Origin of the sequence: Micromonospora sp. NPDC047812 (assembly GCF_040704175.1) — a bacterium.
Lineage (GTDB): Bacteria > Actinomycetota > Actinomycetes > Mycobacteriales > Micromonosporaceae > Micromonospora.
The window spans coordinates 46,449-60,855 of sequence record NZ_JBEYRY010000004.1 but is presented as its reverse complement, the minus strand read 5'-3'; the positions used below and the strand labels follow the sequence as shown (position 1 = coordinate 60,855).

General features: G+C 70.8%; 17 protein-coding genes and 2 pseudogenes. 12 read left to right on the top strand and 7 right to left on the bottom strand.

The genetic code is table 11. The features are described 5' to 3' along the window. Positions 1-149 precede the first annotated feature (149 nt). The 7 genes and pseudogenes from rpmB (at position 150) to AB0883_RS18180 (ending at position 6,254) form a co-directional block, all read left to right on the top strand. A complete protein-coding gene (rpmB, locus tag AB0883_RS18210; protein ID WP_311412304.1) occupies positions 150-386 on the top strand; it encodes a 50S ribosomal protein L28 in 237 nt (78 codons plus the stop codon). After that, positions 386-553, top strand: a complete 168-nt coding sequence (rpmG, locus tag AB0883_RS18205) for a 50S ribosomal protein L33 (RefSeq protein ID WP_013287204.1) — start codon at positions 386-388, stop codon at positions 551-553. The genes rpmB and rpmG overlap by 1 nt, the downstream gene beginning before the upstream one ends. Further along, the gene (rpsN, locus tag AB0883_RS18200) at positions 553-858 is read left to right on the top strand and encodes a 30S ribosomal protein S14 (protein ID WP_366642319.1); all 306 of its coding nucleotides are present in this window, start codon (positions 553-555) and stop codon (positions 856-858) included. Before rpmG ends, rpsN begins: the two co-directional genes overlap by 1 nt. Positions 859-967: 109 nt before the next feature. Then, positions 968-2,249: pseudogene (locus AB0883_RS18195) on the top strand (choice-of-anchor M domain-containing protein); the annotation flags it as partial. 93 nt (positions 2,250-2,342) lie between these two features. Beyond that, complete coding sequence (locus tag AB0883_RS18190; protein WP_366642318.1) at positions 2,343-3,305, top strand: anchored repeat-type ABC transporter permease subunit; 963 nt, start codon at positions 2,343-2,345, stop codon at positions 3,303-3,305. A 369-nt stretch (positions 3,306-3,674) separates the two neighbouring features. After that, positions 3,675-5,237 (top strand): hypothetical protein, encoded by a 1,563-nt coding sequence (locus tag AB0883_RS18185; RefSeq protein ID WP_366642317.1) that lies wholly within the window; start codon positions 3,675-3,677, stop codon positions 5,235-5,237. A gap of 72 nt (positions 5,238-5,309) precedes the next feature. Beyond that, on the top strand, positions 5,310-6,254 hold the full coding sequence (locus AB0883_RS18180; protein ID WP_366642316.1) for a hypothetical protein: 945 nt from the start codon (positions 5,310-5,312) through the stop codon (positions 6,252-6,254). 180 nt (positions 6,255-6,434) lie between these two features. Here the strand turns inward: AB0883_RS18180 and AB0883_RS18175 are convergent, their stop codons facing one another. Next, entirely contained in the window at positions 6,435-7,088 is a 654-nt protein-coding gene (locus AB0883_RS18175) for an AAA family ATPase (RefSeq protein WP_366642315.1), read from the bottom strand. A gap of 179 nt (positions 7,089-7,267) precedes the next feature. Here AB0883_RS18175 and AB0883_RS18170 point away from each other — a divergent pair, with 179 nt between their 5' ends. Further along, the gene (locus AB0883_RS18170; protein ID WP_366642314.1) at positions 7,268-7,390 is read left to right on the top strand and encodes a hypothetical protein; all 123 of its coding nucleotides are present in this window, start codon (positions 7,268-7,270) and stop codon (positions 7,388-7,390) included. Between the two features lie 30 nt (positions 7,391-7,420). Here AB0883_RS18170 and AB0883_RS18165 read toward each other — a convergent pair whose 3' ends face one another. Continuing rightward, a complete protein-coding gene (locus AB0883_RS18165; protein WP_366642313.1) occupies positions 7,421-8,857 on the bottom strand; it encodes an MFS transporter in 1,437 nt (478 codons plus the stop codon). A 100-nt stretch (positions 8,858-8,957) separates the two neighbouring features. Between AB0883_RS18165 and AB0883_RS18160 the strand changes: the two genes are divergently transcribed. Both AB0883_RS18160 and AB0883_RS18155 read left to right on the top strand, forming a co-directional pair. Next, positions 8,958-9,464 carry a helix-turn-helix domain-containing protein gene (locus AB0883_RS18160; RefSeq protein ID WP_366642312.1) on the top strand — a complete coding sequence of 169 codons (507 nt, stop codon included), beginning with the start codon at positions 8,958-8,960 and terminating at the stop codon, positions 9,462-9,464. Between the two features lie 233 nt (positions 9,465-9,697). Next, positions 9,698-9,902 (top strand): annotated as a pseudogene (locus tag AB0883_RS18155) (transposase); the annotation flags it as partial. 337 nt (positions 9,903-10,239) lie between these two features. On the opposite strand, the gene AB0883_RS18150 reads toward AB0883_RS18155, so the two are convergent. The 4 genes from AB0883_RS18150 to AB0883_RS18135 are packed head-to-tail and all read right to left on the bottom strand — an operon-like array spanning position 10,240 to position 12,120. Further along, a complete protein-coding gene (locus tag AB0883_RS18150) occupies positions 10,240-10,455 on the bottom strand; it encodes a hypothetical protein (protein ID WP_366642310.1) in 216 nt (71 codons plus the stop codon). A 43-nt stretch (positions 10,456-10,498) separates the two neighbouring features. After that, the gene (locus AB0883_RS18145; RefSeq protein WP_366642309.1) at positions 10,499-10,669 is read right to left on the bottom strand and encodes a hypothetical protein; all 171 of its coding nucleotides are present in this window, start codon (positions 10,667-10,669) and stop codon (positions 10,499-10,501) included. A gap of 41 nt (positions 10,670-10,710) precedes the next feature. Then, positions 10,711-10,932 carry a hypothetical protein gene (locus tag AB0883_RS18140; RefSeq protein ID WP_366642308.1) on the bottom strand — a complete coding sequence of 74 codons (222 nt, stop codon included), beginning with the start codon at positions 10,930-10,932 and terminating at the stop codon, positions 10,711-10,713. A gap of 6 nt (positions 10,933-10,938) precedes the next feature. Beyond that, positions 10,939-12,120: an MFS transporter gene (locus AB0883_RS18135; protein WP_366642307.1), complete on the bottom strand. Its 1,182-nt coding sequence runs from the start codon at positions 12,118-12,120 to the stop codon at positions 10,939-10,941. A 115-nt stretch (positions 12,121-12,235) separates the two neighbouring features. Here AB0883_RS18135 and AB0883_RS18130 point away from each other — a divergent pair, with 115 nt between their 5' ends. After that, positions 12,236-12,685, top strand: coding sequence for a helix-turn-helix domain-containing protein (locus tag AB0883_RS18130; RefSeq protein WP_366642305.1), 450 nt, complete (start codon positions 12,236-12,238; stop codon positions 12,683-12,685). Positions 12,686-13,130: 445 nt separating this feature from the next. Next, positions 13,131-13,511 (top strand): hypothetical protein, encoded by a 381-nt coding sequence (locus AB0883_RS18125; RefSeq protein WP_366642304.1) that lies wholly within the window; start codon positions 13,131-13,133, stop codon positions 13,509-13,511. 161 nt (positions 13,512-13,672) lie between these two features. On the opposite strand, the gene AB0883_RS18120 is transcribed toward AB0883_RS18125, so the two are convergent. Then, entirely contained in the window at positions 13,673-14,026 is a 354-nt protein-coding gene (locus AB0883_RS18120) for a nuclear transport factor 2 family protein (RefSeq protein ID WP_366642303.1), read from the bottom strand. Positions 14,027-14,407 lie beyond the last annotated feature (381 nt).

The window sequence follows — 14,407 nt, the reverse complement described above, 5'->3', positions numbered from 1 at the left end:
CGCGCGGCTCCGCCGGTGTCGGCGGCCCCTGCGCGGTGCCGGCCGCAGTGTCGGCCCCCTCGTGACCCGGCACGGATCCGTCCGATCGGATGGTGTAAAAATGAAAACCGTTGTCGTTAGCGTAACGACCTCAGCAAGGAGCGATCACTGTGTCCAGACGTTGTGACGTCACCGGCGCGCGGCCGAGTTTCGGCAACGCCGTGTCCCACTCCCACCGGCGCACCCGCCGCCGCTGGAACCCGAACCTGCAGAACCACCGCTACTGGCTGCCCTCCGAGCGACGGTGGGTCGGCCTGACCCTGACGGCGAAGGCACTGAAGACCGTCGACCGCAAGGGCATCGAGCGCGTGGTCGCCGAACTGCGCGGCAGGGGAGTGCGGCTCTGATGGCCCGGCAGACCGACGTACGCCCGATCGTCCGGCTGCGCAGCACCGCCGGCACCGGCTACACGTACGTGACCCGCAAGAACCGTCGCAACGACCCGGACCGGCTGGTGCTGCGCAAGTACGACCCGGTCGTACGCCGGCACGTCGAGTTCCGCGAGGCGCGCTGATGGCCCGCAAGAGCCTCGGCCGTCGGCAGGCGCGCCGCGAGACGCTCGTCGCCCGGTACGCCGAGGCGCGGGGCGAGCTGAGGCGGGCGGTCGGCAGCCCGGACACCGACCCGGACGTACGAGCCGACGCGGCGCGCCGACTCAGCCGCCTGCCCCGGGACTCCAGCCCCGTACGACTGCGCTCCCGCGACCAGATCGACGGCCGCCCGCGCGGCGTGCTGTCCCGGTTCGGACTGTCCCGGGTGCGGTTCCGCGAGCTGGCCCTGCGCGGTGAGCTGCCCGGAGTGCGCAAGGCGTCGTGGTGACGTCGCCTCGCCCCGCCCGCTACGCGGGAGGCCACCGCGCGGATCACCGCCACATGCACCACCGCGCGCAGGGGCGCGCGGTGTGGAAAGGGGAGGAACGAATGCGACTCTGAGGGCGCGCGGTCTCGCGGCGCTGGCTGTCGGAGCGGTGGTGGTCGCCGGCACGGTGCTGGCTCCCACCGCCGCCTCCGCAGCCGAGAAGGTGGTGCTGTCCAAGGGGCACACCGACGCGCTGGACGTGCACTACGAGGACGGCGCGCTGTCGTTGAAGGTGAACGACGACACCGTCAGTCCCTCGGTCACGCGGGATCCCGCGGACGTGACGTTCCAGGTCCTGCCGGACGCGGCCATGGCCGTCCCTGACGACCCGCGGTTCGCCTTCCTCGGGCCGGCCGGCAGTCAGGTCTGGCTGCTGCCACTGACCCAGGACCCGGATCTGCTCTGGCCGGGGCTGGAACACCACCACGCTCGACTCGGGGGTGTTCCAGGGCAACAAGGTGCGGCTAAGCCTGGTCGACGTGCAGGGGCCCGGCAATGCCACGCTGTTCACGCAGGACTCGTTCGGCGGCCCGATCGTCAAGTTCCGCGGCGACGATGGTCTGCCCGACGCGATCGACGTCCCGGTGCACACCCACGCGCACTCGAACTGGGCCTTCAGCGTGCCGGGCAGCTACACCCTGACGTTCCAGGCCGACGCGACGCTGACCAACGGCACCACGGTCAGCACCGGGCCGGTCGACTACTCGTTCGTCGTCGGCGAGCTGCCCGGCAACGGACCGAAGGTCGGCCTCTCGGTCAGCGGCATGGTCGGCGAGTACCAGCCCAACGACACGGTCACGCTCAACGCGGTGCAGACGCCGCAGACCGAACTGGACCACCACCACTGTTCAGCAGGTGCCCCGGCGCGGCCGACTGGTCGATCATCCCGGGCGAGGCCGGCGCGAGCTACTCCTTCACAGCGACCCGCAAGCTCGACGGCTGCCAGTACGTGGCCAAGCTCTACGGCGACGGCCACGCCGTGGCCGCGACCAGCGAGCCGGTGACCCTCCGGGTGGCGTCGCCGCCCCCGGGCCCCGGCACCTCGCAGACCATCACCGCGTCGATCGATGCCACGCAGGGGCGCCTTGGTGATCAGCGTCGACCCCGACGACCGGGCCGTCGTACTGTCACCCGCGCAGCTCGCCGCCTCCGGTGACCGCTGGGAGAGCAACGGTGAGCTTCGCCCGGTCACGGTGACCGACACCCGCGCCGGTCAGCCGGGGTGGAGCGCGTCCGGGCAGCTTCCGACGGACTTCACCGGACCGGACGGAGCGACCTTCCGCGCCGGGCACCTCGGCTGGAGTCCCCGGATCCTCGCCCAGGGATCCGGCCAGAGGGTGGTCGCCGGTCCGGCGGTGACGCCGACCTGCAGGACGTCGAGCTGTGGACGAGGACCTTCGGGGTGAGTGAGACGCTCCGCTGTTGAAGCTCGTGAAGGCGGTCTAGTGTCCATCACCGATTTCGTCACCGATCTGTTCAAGCCCGACCTTGCGTTCCTGCCCAAGGCGCTGGCGATCGCGGTCATGTCCAGCATCGTCTGCGGTGTCGTCGGCTGCTACGTGGTCCTGCGGGGCATGGCCTTCATCGGCGACGCCGTGGCCCACGCGGTCTTCCCGGGCATCGCGGTCGCCTTCGTCCTGCAGGGCAGCCTGGTGCTCGGCGGCGCCGTCGCCGGCGTCGCGACCGCACTGCTGATCGTGATCTTCTCGCAGAACCGGCGCGTCAAGGAGGACTCGCTGATCGGCGTCTTCCTGGTCGCCGCGTTCGCCCTCGGCATCGTGATCATCTCACGGGCACCCGGCTACGCCGGATCGCTGCAACAGTTCCTGTTCGGCTCGATGACCGGCATCCCGGACCGGGACCTCTACCTGGTCGGGGGGACCGGCCTGGTCATCCTCGGGCTGGTGCTGGCGCTGCACAAGGAGTTCGTCGCCGTGTGCCTGGACCGGGAGATGTCCCGCGCGATGGGGCTGCCGGTCTTCTGGCTCGACATCGTGCTCTACGTCCTGGTGACCCTGGCCGTGGTGATTTCGTTGCAGACCATCGGCAACATCCTCGTCCTGGGCCTGCTGATCACCCCCGCCGCGGCCGCCCGCCTGCTCACCGACCGGCTCGGCGTGATGATGCTGCTCGCCCCGGTGATCGGCGGCGCGTCGGCGACCGTTGGGCTGTACCTGTCCTGGAGCTACGACACACCCGTCGGGGGCACCATCGTCCTGGTCGCCACCGCCGTCTTCCTCACGGCCTGGCTGATCGCCCCACGACACGGCCGGCTGACCAGGCGCCGGCGACGTCCGGGCGGGCACGGGCCCGCCGACGACGACGCGAGGCTGGATCCCCGGTCCGGCTCCACTCGACCGCCGCAAGCGCCGCTGGTCGTTCGACAGGCGGACGGGCGGACGCCGTGAAGGGGCGATGGCGCTCGGTCGCCCGGGCCTACGGGCGCAGCGCCGGTCTTCACTCCTGGCCGCCCCTGCGGCAAGCTTGAGCGGCGTCGCCAGCGAGCCCTTCCCATCCTGCGTCGTGGCAGGTCCCGACCCGGTGCGGGACGAGGACGGCCTGCACGATCGCGGTCGCCCGGCGTTTGGGCGGCCTCGTCCCCGGAGCCGTGGTGGTCCGACGGGACGATCGGTGGGCGCGTGCCGGCCGCGTCGCTGGCGGGCCCGAGGCCGGGCCATGGCCGGCAGGTGGCGACCCACTGTCACAATCGGACACGCGTTTCGCTCGACCATCGTCGATGCCCGGCTCGTCGGGCACCTGGGCTGTGAGGTCATCGCATGGGGAGACTCGTACTGCCGGTCGTCGTGACACTGCTGGCGCTGTCCGCGGTGCGATGGGCCGATCCGGACGCCCTGCGGGTTGACGGGTTCTGGCCGCTGGCGGCGGTCGCGCTGGTCACCTCCGTCGGAGCGGCGGCGACCCTGCGGCTGCTCCGCCTCGTCCTGACGCACGTGCCGCCGTGGACCAGTGGCCTCCTCGCCACCGTCGTCGCCTTCGCCCTGCTGACGTCGTTCACCGACGGCCCCGGCCTGGCGGCGGTCATCGGGGGGATCGTCATGGCGCTGGTGCTGCTCGTCTCCCTGCTGCGCCGCGGCGGACGCGCCCTGCGGGCGGAGCCGTTCCCGCCGGACGTCCTCGGCGTGGCGCGGCTCGCGGCACGGTTCGCGGTGCCGCTGCTCTGGTACCTCGCCGCCGTCGAGCTGGTGCCGGGCGTGCAGTCGGCGCAGCGGTGGCCGGGCGCGCTGCTGGGCGGCCTGGCCGCGGGCGGCACGCTGGTCATGGGCACGACTCTGGCGTGGACCAGGCCGTGGCACGCCAGCGTGACGCCGGTGCCCGTGGACGGTCACCTCCAGGTCGCGTACGGCGGGATCGGCCACCTCGTCGGGGTCGGCGACCCGCGCGCCGGCAGGGAGCTGCGTGTGATGGGTTCCGCCGGCGTGCTGGTCGAGCTGGCGGGTCTGCTGCCGAGCCCGATTCCGGACCGCATCCTGCCGTACCTCGATCGCCTCACGCCGGGCCTGGTGCGGGCGGTCTGCGTGGTCGAGACCCCGCAGCGCGTGCTGCTCGCCTCCGCCGGCTACGGCGAGGCCGTGCACCTGTGGGACCCCGAGACCGGTGAGGCGGTGCACGCCCTCGCCGGCCACCGGGGGCCGGTGAACGCCCTGTGCGCCGTGCCGACCGGCGACACCGTCCTGCTCGCTTCCGGCGGCGACGACCGGGGAATACGGTTCTGGGAGCCCGAGACCGGCCGTCAGGTCCGGGCCGTCGGCCGTGAGGTTCGCCCGTCCGTCCGGGCGCTGTGCACCCTGTCGGTGGACGGTCAGCTCCTGCTCGCGGCCGGTTACGCGGACGGCGTCGTCCGGCTGTGGGACCCGGTGCGGCTGCGGCTCGTCGGTCAACTGGGCGTCCAGCGGGGCGGAGTCAACGCACTCTGCGCGGTCACCGTCGACGGCGCGGTCCGGCTCGCCTCGGCCGGCGGCGACGGCACCGTGGTCCTGTGGGACCCGGCCACGGGTGAAGGCCTCGGCGCCTACGACGACGGGGCCCCCCGGTACGCGCTCTGCGTCGTGGAGATGGACGGCGAGGTACTCCTGGCCGCCGCTGGGGACGGCGTCGGCGTCACGCTGTGGGACCCGGCGAGGATGGCGCGCCGGGGCTCGCTGGGTACCGGCTCGCCGATCAGCATGCTGCTCGACTCGACGGGTTGGATCCGGTCGATGTGCCAGCTCGGCACCGGCGACGACGCGTTCCTCATGCTCGCGGGGTACGACCGGGCGGTCCAGCAGATCCGGCTCCGGCCGGCGCTGCGGTCCCTCGCCGAGACCGAGGAGAACTCCTGATGGGGCTCGTTGGGCAGCGGCTCCGGTCGGGGGCCCCTGCTGCTTCGGGGGCGACGATCAGGGGGGTCGGGCATGGGTGACGCAGGCCGCACCGCCGACGCCGGAGACGCCCCGTCCGGTTTCCGCGGCGGTCACCCGGGTGGCCGGCCCGTCCGGCCGGTCGCCGCTGTGTTGACCGCGGCCCTTGTCGGGCTGGCCTCGACGGCCACCTGGTACATCGAGCGGCGGTCCGATTCGCTGGAGCAGCAGCAGCGCCAGGAGGAGCGGGCCCGGTTCGAACGGGCGTGCAACGACCCGATCTCCGCCGCGGCCATGGTGATCAACATGCCGTCCTTCGCGAGCCGTTGCCCGGTGGGGCTGCGGCACCTGCTGTCGATACCGGCCGACGAGGTCCGCCCGGGCCCGGCGTTGGTCGACGCCTACCTGGACCGGCTGTTCGTCCTGCTCGGCGCCCAGGTCCCCGGCGGAGATGTCGGGCCGTACCTCAGCGCGCTGCACCGCGACGACGACCACGCCGCCGCCCTGCGTGTGGCGAACCGGGCCGTCCGGTCCTGCCGGGCGGTGCTGCCGACCGACCCGCCCACCCCCACGCCCACGCCGGAGGCTTCCGGGCCACCGGCGGGCCTCTGGGACGACTCGCAGCACATCGAGGTGCGCCCGCAGCGCTCGACGGTACGGGTGAGCGGCGCGCCGGGCGGCGTCACGGTGATCGACGTCCGGGTGGTCGAGACGACCCCGTCCTGCCTGACCCGGCCACCGGAGGAGGTGCCGGTGCCGCGGTACATCGGCACCACCGCCCTGAGCCTGGCCTTCAGCACCGGCACCGGTCCGAGCGGGCAGCGGGTGTGGCTGCTCGACCGTATCGACGCCTGCCCGGTGCACCCGGACCCGCTGGCCTCGGCCCCGATCGTCGACACCGACTCGATGCTTCGCCACAGATCGATCCGGGCGAGCGCGACCGACTCCCTCTTCGCCTACGCCGGGAGCACCTGCCCATCGCCGCCCAGCCCGGGGTGAGCCGCCTCCGGGTTTGTGAAGGCGCCGGACGCCGCCACGAGTGCGGGTTTCGGACCCGCGCGCTACTGCCAGGTGGCGGGGTCGGGGTCGGCGTCCCCTGCCCCGTGCGCCCGTTCGGCCGGGTGCCGAGGGTCGACGGCGGGCACCTCCTGGACGCGGCGGCCGGCATGGCGGCGCTGATCACTCCGGATCGAAGCTCGACGGCCTCCGCCCGTGTGCACACTTCCTGCCTGTGGCGGGCACGTCGGGCGATGACCGAAGCAGGGCGACGACTGCTGCCTCGACGGGTTCGATGACTGGATTGCCATGATCTGAGGTGTCCACCTCGACGACGGCGTCGACTCCATCTGGCGGCTCGAAGATCGACCGCTTCAGCGCGCCTCGTTGGAACTGAAATTCGAGCTGTCTGTCGACAGCCGCGCCTTCGGCCGCTCTGGCACGGAGTCGTCTCCGGATGACTGCGTCGTCGGCGACGACGTGAACAGCGAGCACTCGGGCACCGCACGCGAGGAGCGCATCCAGCAGCTCGGGGGACAGCACCGAGGACTCCACGACGAAGCTCACGCCTAGGGTCGCGAGCAGCCGGGCTGCGTCGGCCATCACGGCCTCAGCGCGCAGACTCAAGGGACCACCGGCGATGTGGAAATCGGGATCGAGCTGAACGACGTCGTCCTCGGTGGCGGAGGCGGACGACAGCCCGAGACCGGTCTTGATCTCGTCCCGGGACAGGAGCGGCAGTCCGAGGCGGCGCGCCGCCGCAGCGGCAACCGTGGTCTTCCCGGCTCCAGGGGACCCACATACGGCGACCGCCAGCGGCCTTTCCCTCCCGAACATCCGCGGATGGTCTCATAGGCCGCCCTTCAGGGTGTCGAGGATGTGGCGCTGGCCCCGTCCCAGGGACACCAGCGCCCAGGACGGGCCGCGCGACGAAGAACCAGTCCGAGTGCATCGTCCTCGAGCGGTACCGGGACTCCGAGGCGCACATCGAGCACACGGCGCATGTCGCTGACCTGATGCAGGCGATCCTGGCGACGGGCTCCGTCTCCGGCGAACTCCTCGGTGAGCCGAGCGCGCAGCTCAGAGCGAAGCTGGACGGCAGCGGCGTCCGTCTCTTCACGTCCTTCCAGTCCGTGTAGCTCGCCGGCTCGGGCCGTTGACGACCTCCCTCAGGCCGCGCTCGGGACGGACGCGGGGGAGGGTGGCGCGGTCGCGGCGGAGCCACGACGGACGCCGAGGGCGGTGACGAGCACGGCGACGACCGTGAACACCACCGGGACGACGAGCCCGTGACGGATCGCCGTCAGATCGAGCCCGTCGCCCGGTGCGCCGTCGGCCGCCGCGGCGCTGACCGCGGTCACCGCCGAGATGCCGAGCGCCGTGCCGAACTGCATCGACGTGTACAGCAGGCCGCCGGCCAGCCCGTGCTCGCGCTCGTCGACGCCGTCGGTGGCGGCCATGGTCAGGGGCCCGTAGGCGAGCGAGAACGCCAGGCCGATCAGGAGCATGCCGGGCAGCATGGCCGCGTACGTCCAGTCGGCCGAAATCGGCAGGAACAGCGCGTACGCGAGGACGGCCGACAGCACGCCGCCGAGCAGGACCCGCACGTTGCCGAACCGGTTGACCAGCCGGGGGGTCAGCGTGGGTGACAGGATCATGTCCATCGCGACGACGAGCATCGCCAGACCGGTCTGGAGCGGACTCCATCCCCGCAGCTCCTGCAGGTAGATCGTGATCATGAACTGGAAGCCGGCGAAGGCGCCCAGGAACAGCAGCGCGCCGACGTTGGTGCGCACGAGTGGCCCGGAGCGGAGGATGCCCAGCCGCACCAGCGGGTTGGCGGACCGCCGCTCGATCACGACGAAGGCCGCCACGAGGACCAGGCCGGCGGCGAACACCCCGGCGGTGGTGCCCAGACCCTCGCCGGCGTGCTCCAGGCGCACCACGCCGTAGGCGAGCAGCAGCATCGCGCCCGTGATGCTCAGCGCGCCGGCGATGTCGAACCCGCCAGCCGGACCGGCATCCTCCGCCGTGCCCCTGAGCAGGACGAGCGCGGCCAGGAGGATGACCGTGGCGAGGAGGACCGGCGCGAAGAACACCCAGCGCCAACCGATGGAGGCCAGCAGGCCGCCGGCGACCAAGCCCAGCGAGAAGCCGCCCGAGCCGATGCCGGCGTACACGCCCAGGGCCCTGGTGCGTTGCGGCCCCTCGGGAAAGGCCCCGGTGGCCAGGGCCAGCCCGGCGGGCGTCATGAACGCGGCGGCGACGCCGGTGACGAAGCGCGCCACCAGCAGCATCCAGCCCTCGGTGGCGAGACCGCCGAGGCCCGAGAAGGCGAGGAGGACGACGAGCCCCAGCAGGAACATCCGGCGGCGGCCGAGCAGGTCCGCCGCCCGCCCGCCCAGCAGCATGAAGCCGCCGTAGCCGAGGACGTAGGCGCTCACCACGCCGCTGAGCGTCCCGGTCGACAGCCCGAGGTCCGCCCGGATCGCCGGCAGCGCCACGTTCAGCATCGCGACGTCGATTCCCTCCAGGAAGATCGCCCCGCAGAGCACGAGCAACACACGCCACGCCCGGGTGTCCGTGCGGCCGCTTGACGTAGCCATGATCCATCGACCCTTCTCGCCGACCGGCTGCCCTTGGTTCTCCTTGTGCACGCCGGTTCCTTCTTGTAACCAGGTGCAGCGTCGGGCACCATCGGTGGCCATGGAAGACGGAACTTTGCGGTCCTCTGGTAACTGCGGGGATACCGACGCCAACTACGACGTGTTCCAGTGGGACACCAGGGAGGACTGCGAGGTCCGCCAGATCCTGGACCGCGTGGCGGACAAGTGGTCCCTGCTGGTGATCGCGCTCCTCGACCGGCAGAGCCTCCGCTTCACCGAGCTGCGCCGGCAGATCGACGGGATCAGTCAGCGGATGCTCGCGCGTACGCTGCGGCACCTCGAACGCGACGGCCTGGTGAGCCGCACGGTGTTCCCGACGGTGCCGCCCCGGGTCGACTACGCGCTCACCCCCCTCGGGGCGACCCTGCACGAGACGATCCGGACCCTGGTGACCTGGACGGAGACGCACCAGAACGAGATCGCCGCCGCCCGCGCCGCCTACGACGTACGGGCGGCCGCGGAGCGGGACGAGGCGCACCGGGAGGCGGCGGAACGGGAGAGGATCGCCCGGCAGGCGACGGCGGGATCACGAGGGCGGACGGCCTGACCGTCGGCGTGCCGGACCCAGCCGCCACCGCACCGGCCCCTTGACGGGGACTTGGGAACGAGAGTTCCGCAGCGCTCTGGACGAACGCGGGATCGGCCACATCATGCAGGTCAAAGGCGATGCCCTCGCCCACAAGCCAGACGTGCGGCCAGCCGAGCGGGTGTGGTCCCCTCGCGGATGCGGGCGTTGACGCTCTCTATCGCGTCGGCGAGCAGATGACCTTGCGGGTCTACGGGCATCGCGACATCCTCGGCATCTGGGCCCGTGACGGCGGCGAAGGCGCGAAGCACCGGCTGCACGTGCTCACCGAACTGAAGAACCGTGGCGTCGTTGTTGCTTTCATGCTCGTCTTCGACGGATCCTAAAGGCTTGCCGGAGGCGGTCGAGGCGGTCTGGCCGCGTACCATCGTGCAGACGCATGTGGTGCATCTGCTGCGGATCGCGATCATCCGCTCATCTAGGCGACCGCCCCCGCCGGCCCCACGACCGGCAGCTGCGCAGAAATGTTCTCGGTCGTCACCTGGCGTCTCTCCCTTGACTGGTCGATCAGCCCATACTTGTGCAGTGTCGGTCCAGGCGCATCGGCTTTCGCCACCTTCGCGCACACCACTGGCGAGGGAAGTCAAGCCGCTACCCGTTGTGCCGCGTATCGTTAATTGTGCATTGACCCGGAAGACGCACTGATCATCGCCGCCGGTAACCGGCTGGCGACAATCGCCCGTGAACTAATCACCGGCGCGATCATCGGACAGCGCAGTGACATGTGGTCGATGGTCTATGGCCATCCCAGAGCAGTGGCCACCAAAGCACTGCTTCGATCATGTTCGTCAAGGTCCGCGACTGTGATCAGCTGGTCGCCGCGTTCACCGAGCAGTAAAACGCCCTCAACCTGGGTGCCGCAGCCGTCATAACCTCGCTGGCGCAGTTGTATGCCGACGCCGCTGGCATCAGCGAAGTCGAGGCTCTCGATCGGGCGCAGGCGCTGATGCACGTCGGGTTCGGCGAAGTCTGACCGTCCCGGCGCCGACAGGCGGTCAGGTAGCCGTCGCAGCAGCGTGCGCCGCCTCCTCCGGGCTGGCGAAGCTGCGCGCCGGGTCGAACTGGCCGCCTTCCGCGACGGCCTGTACGTCGCCGCTGGTCGCGTCGATGAAGCTGACCCAGGCTCCGCTGTTGACGACGAGGATGAGGGTGTCACTGCCTGGCATGGTTCCGGCAGCGATCGTGGCCCCACGCGAGGCCGGATCGACTATGGGCGGTGCCACAGCGGCGCGCCGCCGTCGGTGGCGGGCGGCGGAGGTGTGAGTGGGACCGAGGCGAGTGCCGCCCCGGTCGCTGCGGCCAGCGCACTATGTACGGCGGTGACGGAGGGTTGGATGCCGTTCTGCTTGGTCGCCTCGAGCAGGTCGATGGCCGCCGCGATGACCGGCAGGCAGCGCCAAGGGTGCTCGGCGCTATGCGCTCGCGCCATCGAGGGTCAGCGGGACGTCGCCGACACGGACGCACTTGGTTGTTGCGCTTTCGGCAGGGCGGCGAAACGTCGGGTCGACGTGGCGACGAGAAGTCCGAGTGCGGCGTAGGCCGCGCCGAGCAGGCTGGCGGCCGACCATCCCCTGGCGCTGTAGGCCCAGGTGGTGGTGATCGCACCGAGCGCGGAGCCGAGGGAGTAGAAGGCCATGTAGGCGCCGATGACGCTGCTGCCCTGGTCGGGACGGGCGGTGGTGAGCAGGTGCTGGCTACTGACGTGAACGGCTTGCACTGCGAAGTCCAGGACGATGACGCCGACGATCAACAGCCACAGCGATGACCCCGCTTGAGCGATCAGCAGCCACGAGGCTGTGAGCAGGGCCAACGACCAGCTGGTGACCGAGGGCGTCAGGCCTTGGTCGGCCCATCGGCCGGCCCGGGCCGCGCCCAGCGCCCCGGTGAGACCGGCCAGTCCGAACAATCCGATCTCGGTAGTGCCGAAATGCCACGGCGCGTCACCGAGCGGGAGGGCCAGTCCGCTCCACAGCGTGCCGAAGGAGGCGAACAGGAAGAATGCGACCAGTCCGCGACTGAGGAGGAGCCGGTCGTCGACGACGAGACGACCCAGCGATGACAGCAACTGCCCGTACCGGGCTCGGGGGCGGTGGATGTCGACCTCGAGTGTGAGTCGGGTGGCGAGGGCCAGCATCGCGCACAGCCCGGCGAGTACGAGGTAGACCATGCGCCAGTCAGTCAGCTCGCCCAGCGTGCCCGCGACCACCCGCACCCCGAGGATCCCGATGACCACGCCCGAGGTGACCGCTCCGATGTTGCGGCCGCGTTCGCCGGGCGGTGAGACGACAGCGACGTAGGCCACCGTGATCTGGACAACCACGGCGAACAGTCCAGCCAGAGCCAGGCCCGCGATCGCGATGCCTCCGCTGGGTGCAGCGGCGGCCACCCCCGCACCTACCGCTGTGAGCAGCAGGAGCACCGTGATGAGTTTGCGGCGATCGAGCAGGTCACCCAGCGGGACCAGCATCACCAGCCCCGCGAGATAGCCGATCTGACCGGCGGCGACCAGCCACCCCAGGACTCCTTCCCCCAGGCCGAGATCCTCGCCCGCGGCCCCGAGGACCGGCTGGATGCCGTAGATGGTCGACACCGTCACCGCGCACACCAGCGCGAGCACGGCCCGCTGCCTCTCGGTCAATCCTGACGACATGTCGCCTCCATCAGTTGCAGAATGCAACTCATGAGGCTAGGGCATACTGGTTTCAGATCGCAACTCATCACGAGGGGGGCCAGTGGGCGTGAAACTCGCTGCGGGAACGGCTTGGACTGACCCGGCCTGCCCCGTCGCACGGACCGTCGACCTGATAGGTGACCGGTGGAGCCTGCTGATCATCCGCGACGCGATAGACGGGGTGACGACCTTCACTGAGTTCCATCAGCGGCTGGGGATCGCCCGCAACATCCTCACCGACCGGCTCCGCAAACTCGTCGAGCACGGCATCCTTGACAAGAGCGCCACCGACGGCAGACGGCACACGTACCGGCTCACCGAAGCCGGGCAGGACCTCTTCACGGCCGTCGTCGCCCTCCGCCAGTGGGGCGAGCGCCACGCCTTCGTTTCAGGCGAGCCGCACTCCCATCTCGTCGACGGCCAAGGGCGGGAGCTTCCCGAACTCCACCCGCTCGACCGGGACGGCGCGCCACTCTCCGCCGAGGCGTCGCACGTTCGGAAAATCGGCTGAGCTCAGCCGCGCAAGAACCCGTCCCATCGGGCCCCGCAATCGATGCCCCTCCACCAACCTCGAGTCTGCGGCCGACTCGCCCCCGGAAACTGCAATCTGCACCGTCTCGCCCCCGGAGGCTGTCCTCAGCGTGCGCACGGACGGACGAGCCTGAAGGATGTCTCGTAATGCGGTGCAGGTGTTGCTGGTGAAGGGTTGCCGGTCAGTCGGCCAGGGCGATGTTGTGCAGGTGGGCGATGCCGGCTGCGGTGGTGGCTAGGGAATCAACTCCGGGCGGGAAGCCAAGAACACCTGCATCCATCGAGGATCACCCACAGCCGGAATCGGACTGTCACCGGTTACGAGAGATCGCTCAGCCTCGGCTCGTGGATGACGGGCTTCTTCGCGGCTCCGGGCCGAACAGGCCCGAGCGCTGCTCTACGACGCCGATCCGCACCACGCGGTGATGCTGGCCTGCGACCTGCTGGTGGCCGGCGTCAACCGCGACGCCGTGGTGGCGCTCGCGGCGGAGTCGGCGCCGACACTGCCGGCGCATGACGCGAATCGGCGCCTGGCGGCGGTCACTGCCGAACTCGGGCTTCCGGTGCCGGACCTGCCAACCGCAGTGGCGCTGATCGCGGCCGACACCTGCGAGCGGATCCTCGACGGGAGCATCCCCGCCGAGGTGGGAACCCACCGTCTCTATGTGGTGGGACACGAGGGCAGCCGCTGGACGACCTGCTCCCGGCGGTCGCCGCCTTGGCCGAGCGTCTCGAAGACGACCTGGGCGGGCGGGCCGACGACGACCTGCGAATTCGGCTTGCCGCGCTGGCTCGGACCATCCTGAACCGCCAGGTGGCCGGAGATCCGGCTTGAGGCCGCGCTGCCTGGAGGCTTGGGCGACCGCCGACACGCGTGCGCCTGGTTGCCCGCTGCGCGACCAACACCTGCACCCATTGATGATCATCGCGGTCCGCGCTGGACTGTTACCGCGTTACGAGACGTCGCTCAGACCGGGACGATGGTGGCGGCCAACACCCGCCAGTTGCCGTCCTCACGCACCCAAAGTCGGGTGTAGCGCAACCGCGCGGACATAGCGGCACCGCCCTGAACGGCATCCACCGCAGCGACCATGCGAGTCACCCCGGTCTGACCGTCTTCCTGGACGTCGAGCGACTCCTCCACCAGGCTGGTGATTCGCAGTGCACCGGAGCGGTAGTTCTCCAAGTCGTCTTCCTTCGTAAAGACCGTGCCGTCCGGTCCGGCACCCACCACCTGCGGGTGCAGTAGCGCGTCGAGGGACTCGACGTCGGCGGCGCGCTGGGCGGCTTGGAGTTGCCGTTCCGCGGTGAGGAGATCCATCCACCGATCCTCCGCAGCGCACCGCAACAGGACAAGCGGGTTCGCTCGCGGCAGAACGGCGACGTCAGCCCGGCAGGGCGTTCACGGCACAACCGAACCTCGGCCCGACCCTGGTCGGCCCAACTGAGAGGGTCTTCTGCCTTGCTCCGCGGCGCGGAATCATCGGTCCTGTCGAACCTGGACATATGTCGGTGCCACGGGCGGCGGCTCCAGCGCGAGCCTGCGCGTTGTCCGCGGCAGTTGAAACCGCCAAGGTCCTACCGGAGCCACCCCTCATGTCGACCCCCTGTCCTGCCTCGCTCGTATGTCTCTCCTGACCGGCACCACCAGGATGGAAAGGGCTCACTGATGTGCCGCTGAGGGGCGTCTCTGAACCCCAGC

Excerpts from the sequence above, each read along its gene's own strand:
- rpmG (WP_013287204.1), top strand. The coding sequence starts at position 386 with ATGGCCCGGCAGACCGACGTACGCCCGATCGTCCGGCTGCGCAGCACC.
- AB0883_RS18120 (WP_366642303.1), bottom strand. The coding sequence starts at position 14,026 with ATGGATCTCCTCACCGCGGAACGGCAACTCCAAGCCGCCCAGCGCGCC.
- AB0883_RS18160 (WP_366642312.1), top strand. The coding sequence starts at position 8,958 with ATGGAAGACGGAACTTTGCGGTCCTCTGGTAACTGCGGGGATACCGAC.
- AB0883_RS18165 (WP_366642313.1), bottom strand. The coding sequence starts at position 8,857 with ATGGCTACGTCAAGCGGCCGCACGGACACCCGGGCGTGGCGTGTGTTG.
- AB0883_RS18180 (WP_366642316.1), top strand. The coding sequence starts at position 5,310 with ATGGGTGACGCAGGCCGCACCGCCGACGCCGGAGACGCCCCGTCCGGT.
- rpsN (WP_366642319.1), top strand. The coding sequence starts at position 553 with ATGGCCCGCAAGAGCCTCGGCCGTCGGCAGGCGCGCCGCGAGACGCTC.
- AB0883_RS18145 (WP_366642309.1), bottom strand. The coding sequence starts at position 10,669 with ATGCCAGGCAGTGACACCCTCATCCTCGTCGTCAACAGCGGAGCCTGG.
- AB0883_RS18175 (WP_366642315.1), bottom strand. The coding sequence starts at position 7,088 with ATGTTCGGGAGGGAAAGGCCGCTGGCGGTCGCCGTATGTGGGTCCCCT.
- AB0883_RS18140 (WP_366642308.1), bottom strand. The coding sequence starts at position 10,932 with ATGGCGCGAGCGCATAGCGCCGAGCACCCTTGGCGCTGCCTGCCGGTC.
- AB0883_RS18125 (WP_366642304.1), top strand. The coding sequence starts at position 13,131 with ATGCTGGCCTGCGACCTGCTGGTGGCCGGCGTCAACCGCGACGCCGTG.
- AB0883_RS18170 (WP_366642314.1), top strand. The coding sequence starts at position 7,268 with ATGCAGGCGATCCTGGCGACGGGCTCCGTCTCCGGCGAACTCCTCGGT.
- AB0883_RS18185 (WP_366642317.1), top strand. The coding sequence starts at position 3,675 with ATGGGGAGACTCGTACTGCCGGTCGTCGTGACACTGCTGGCGCTGTCC.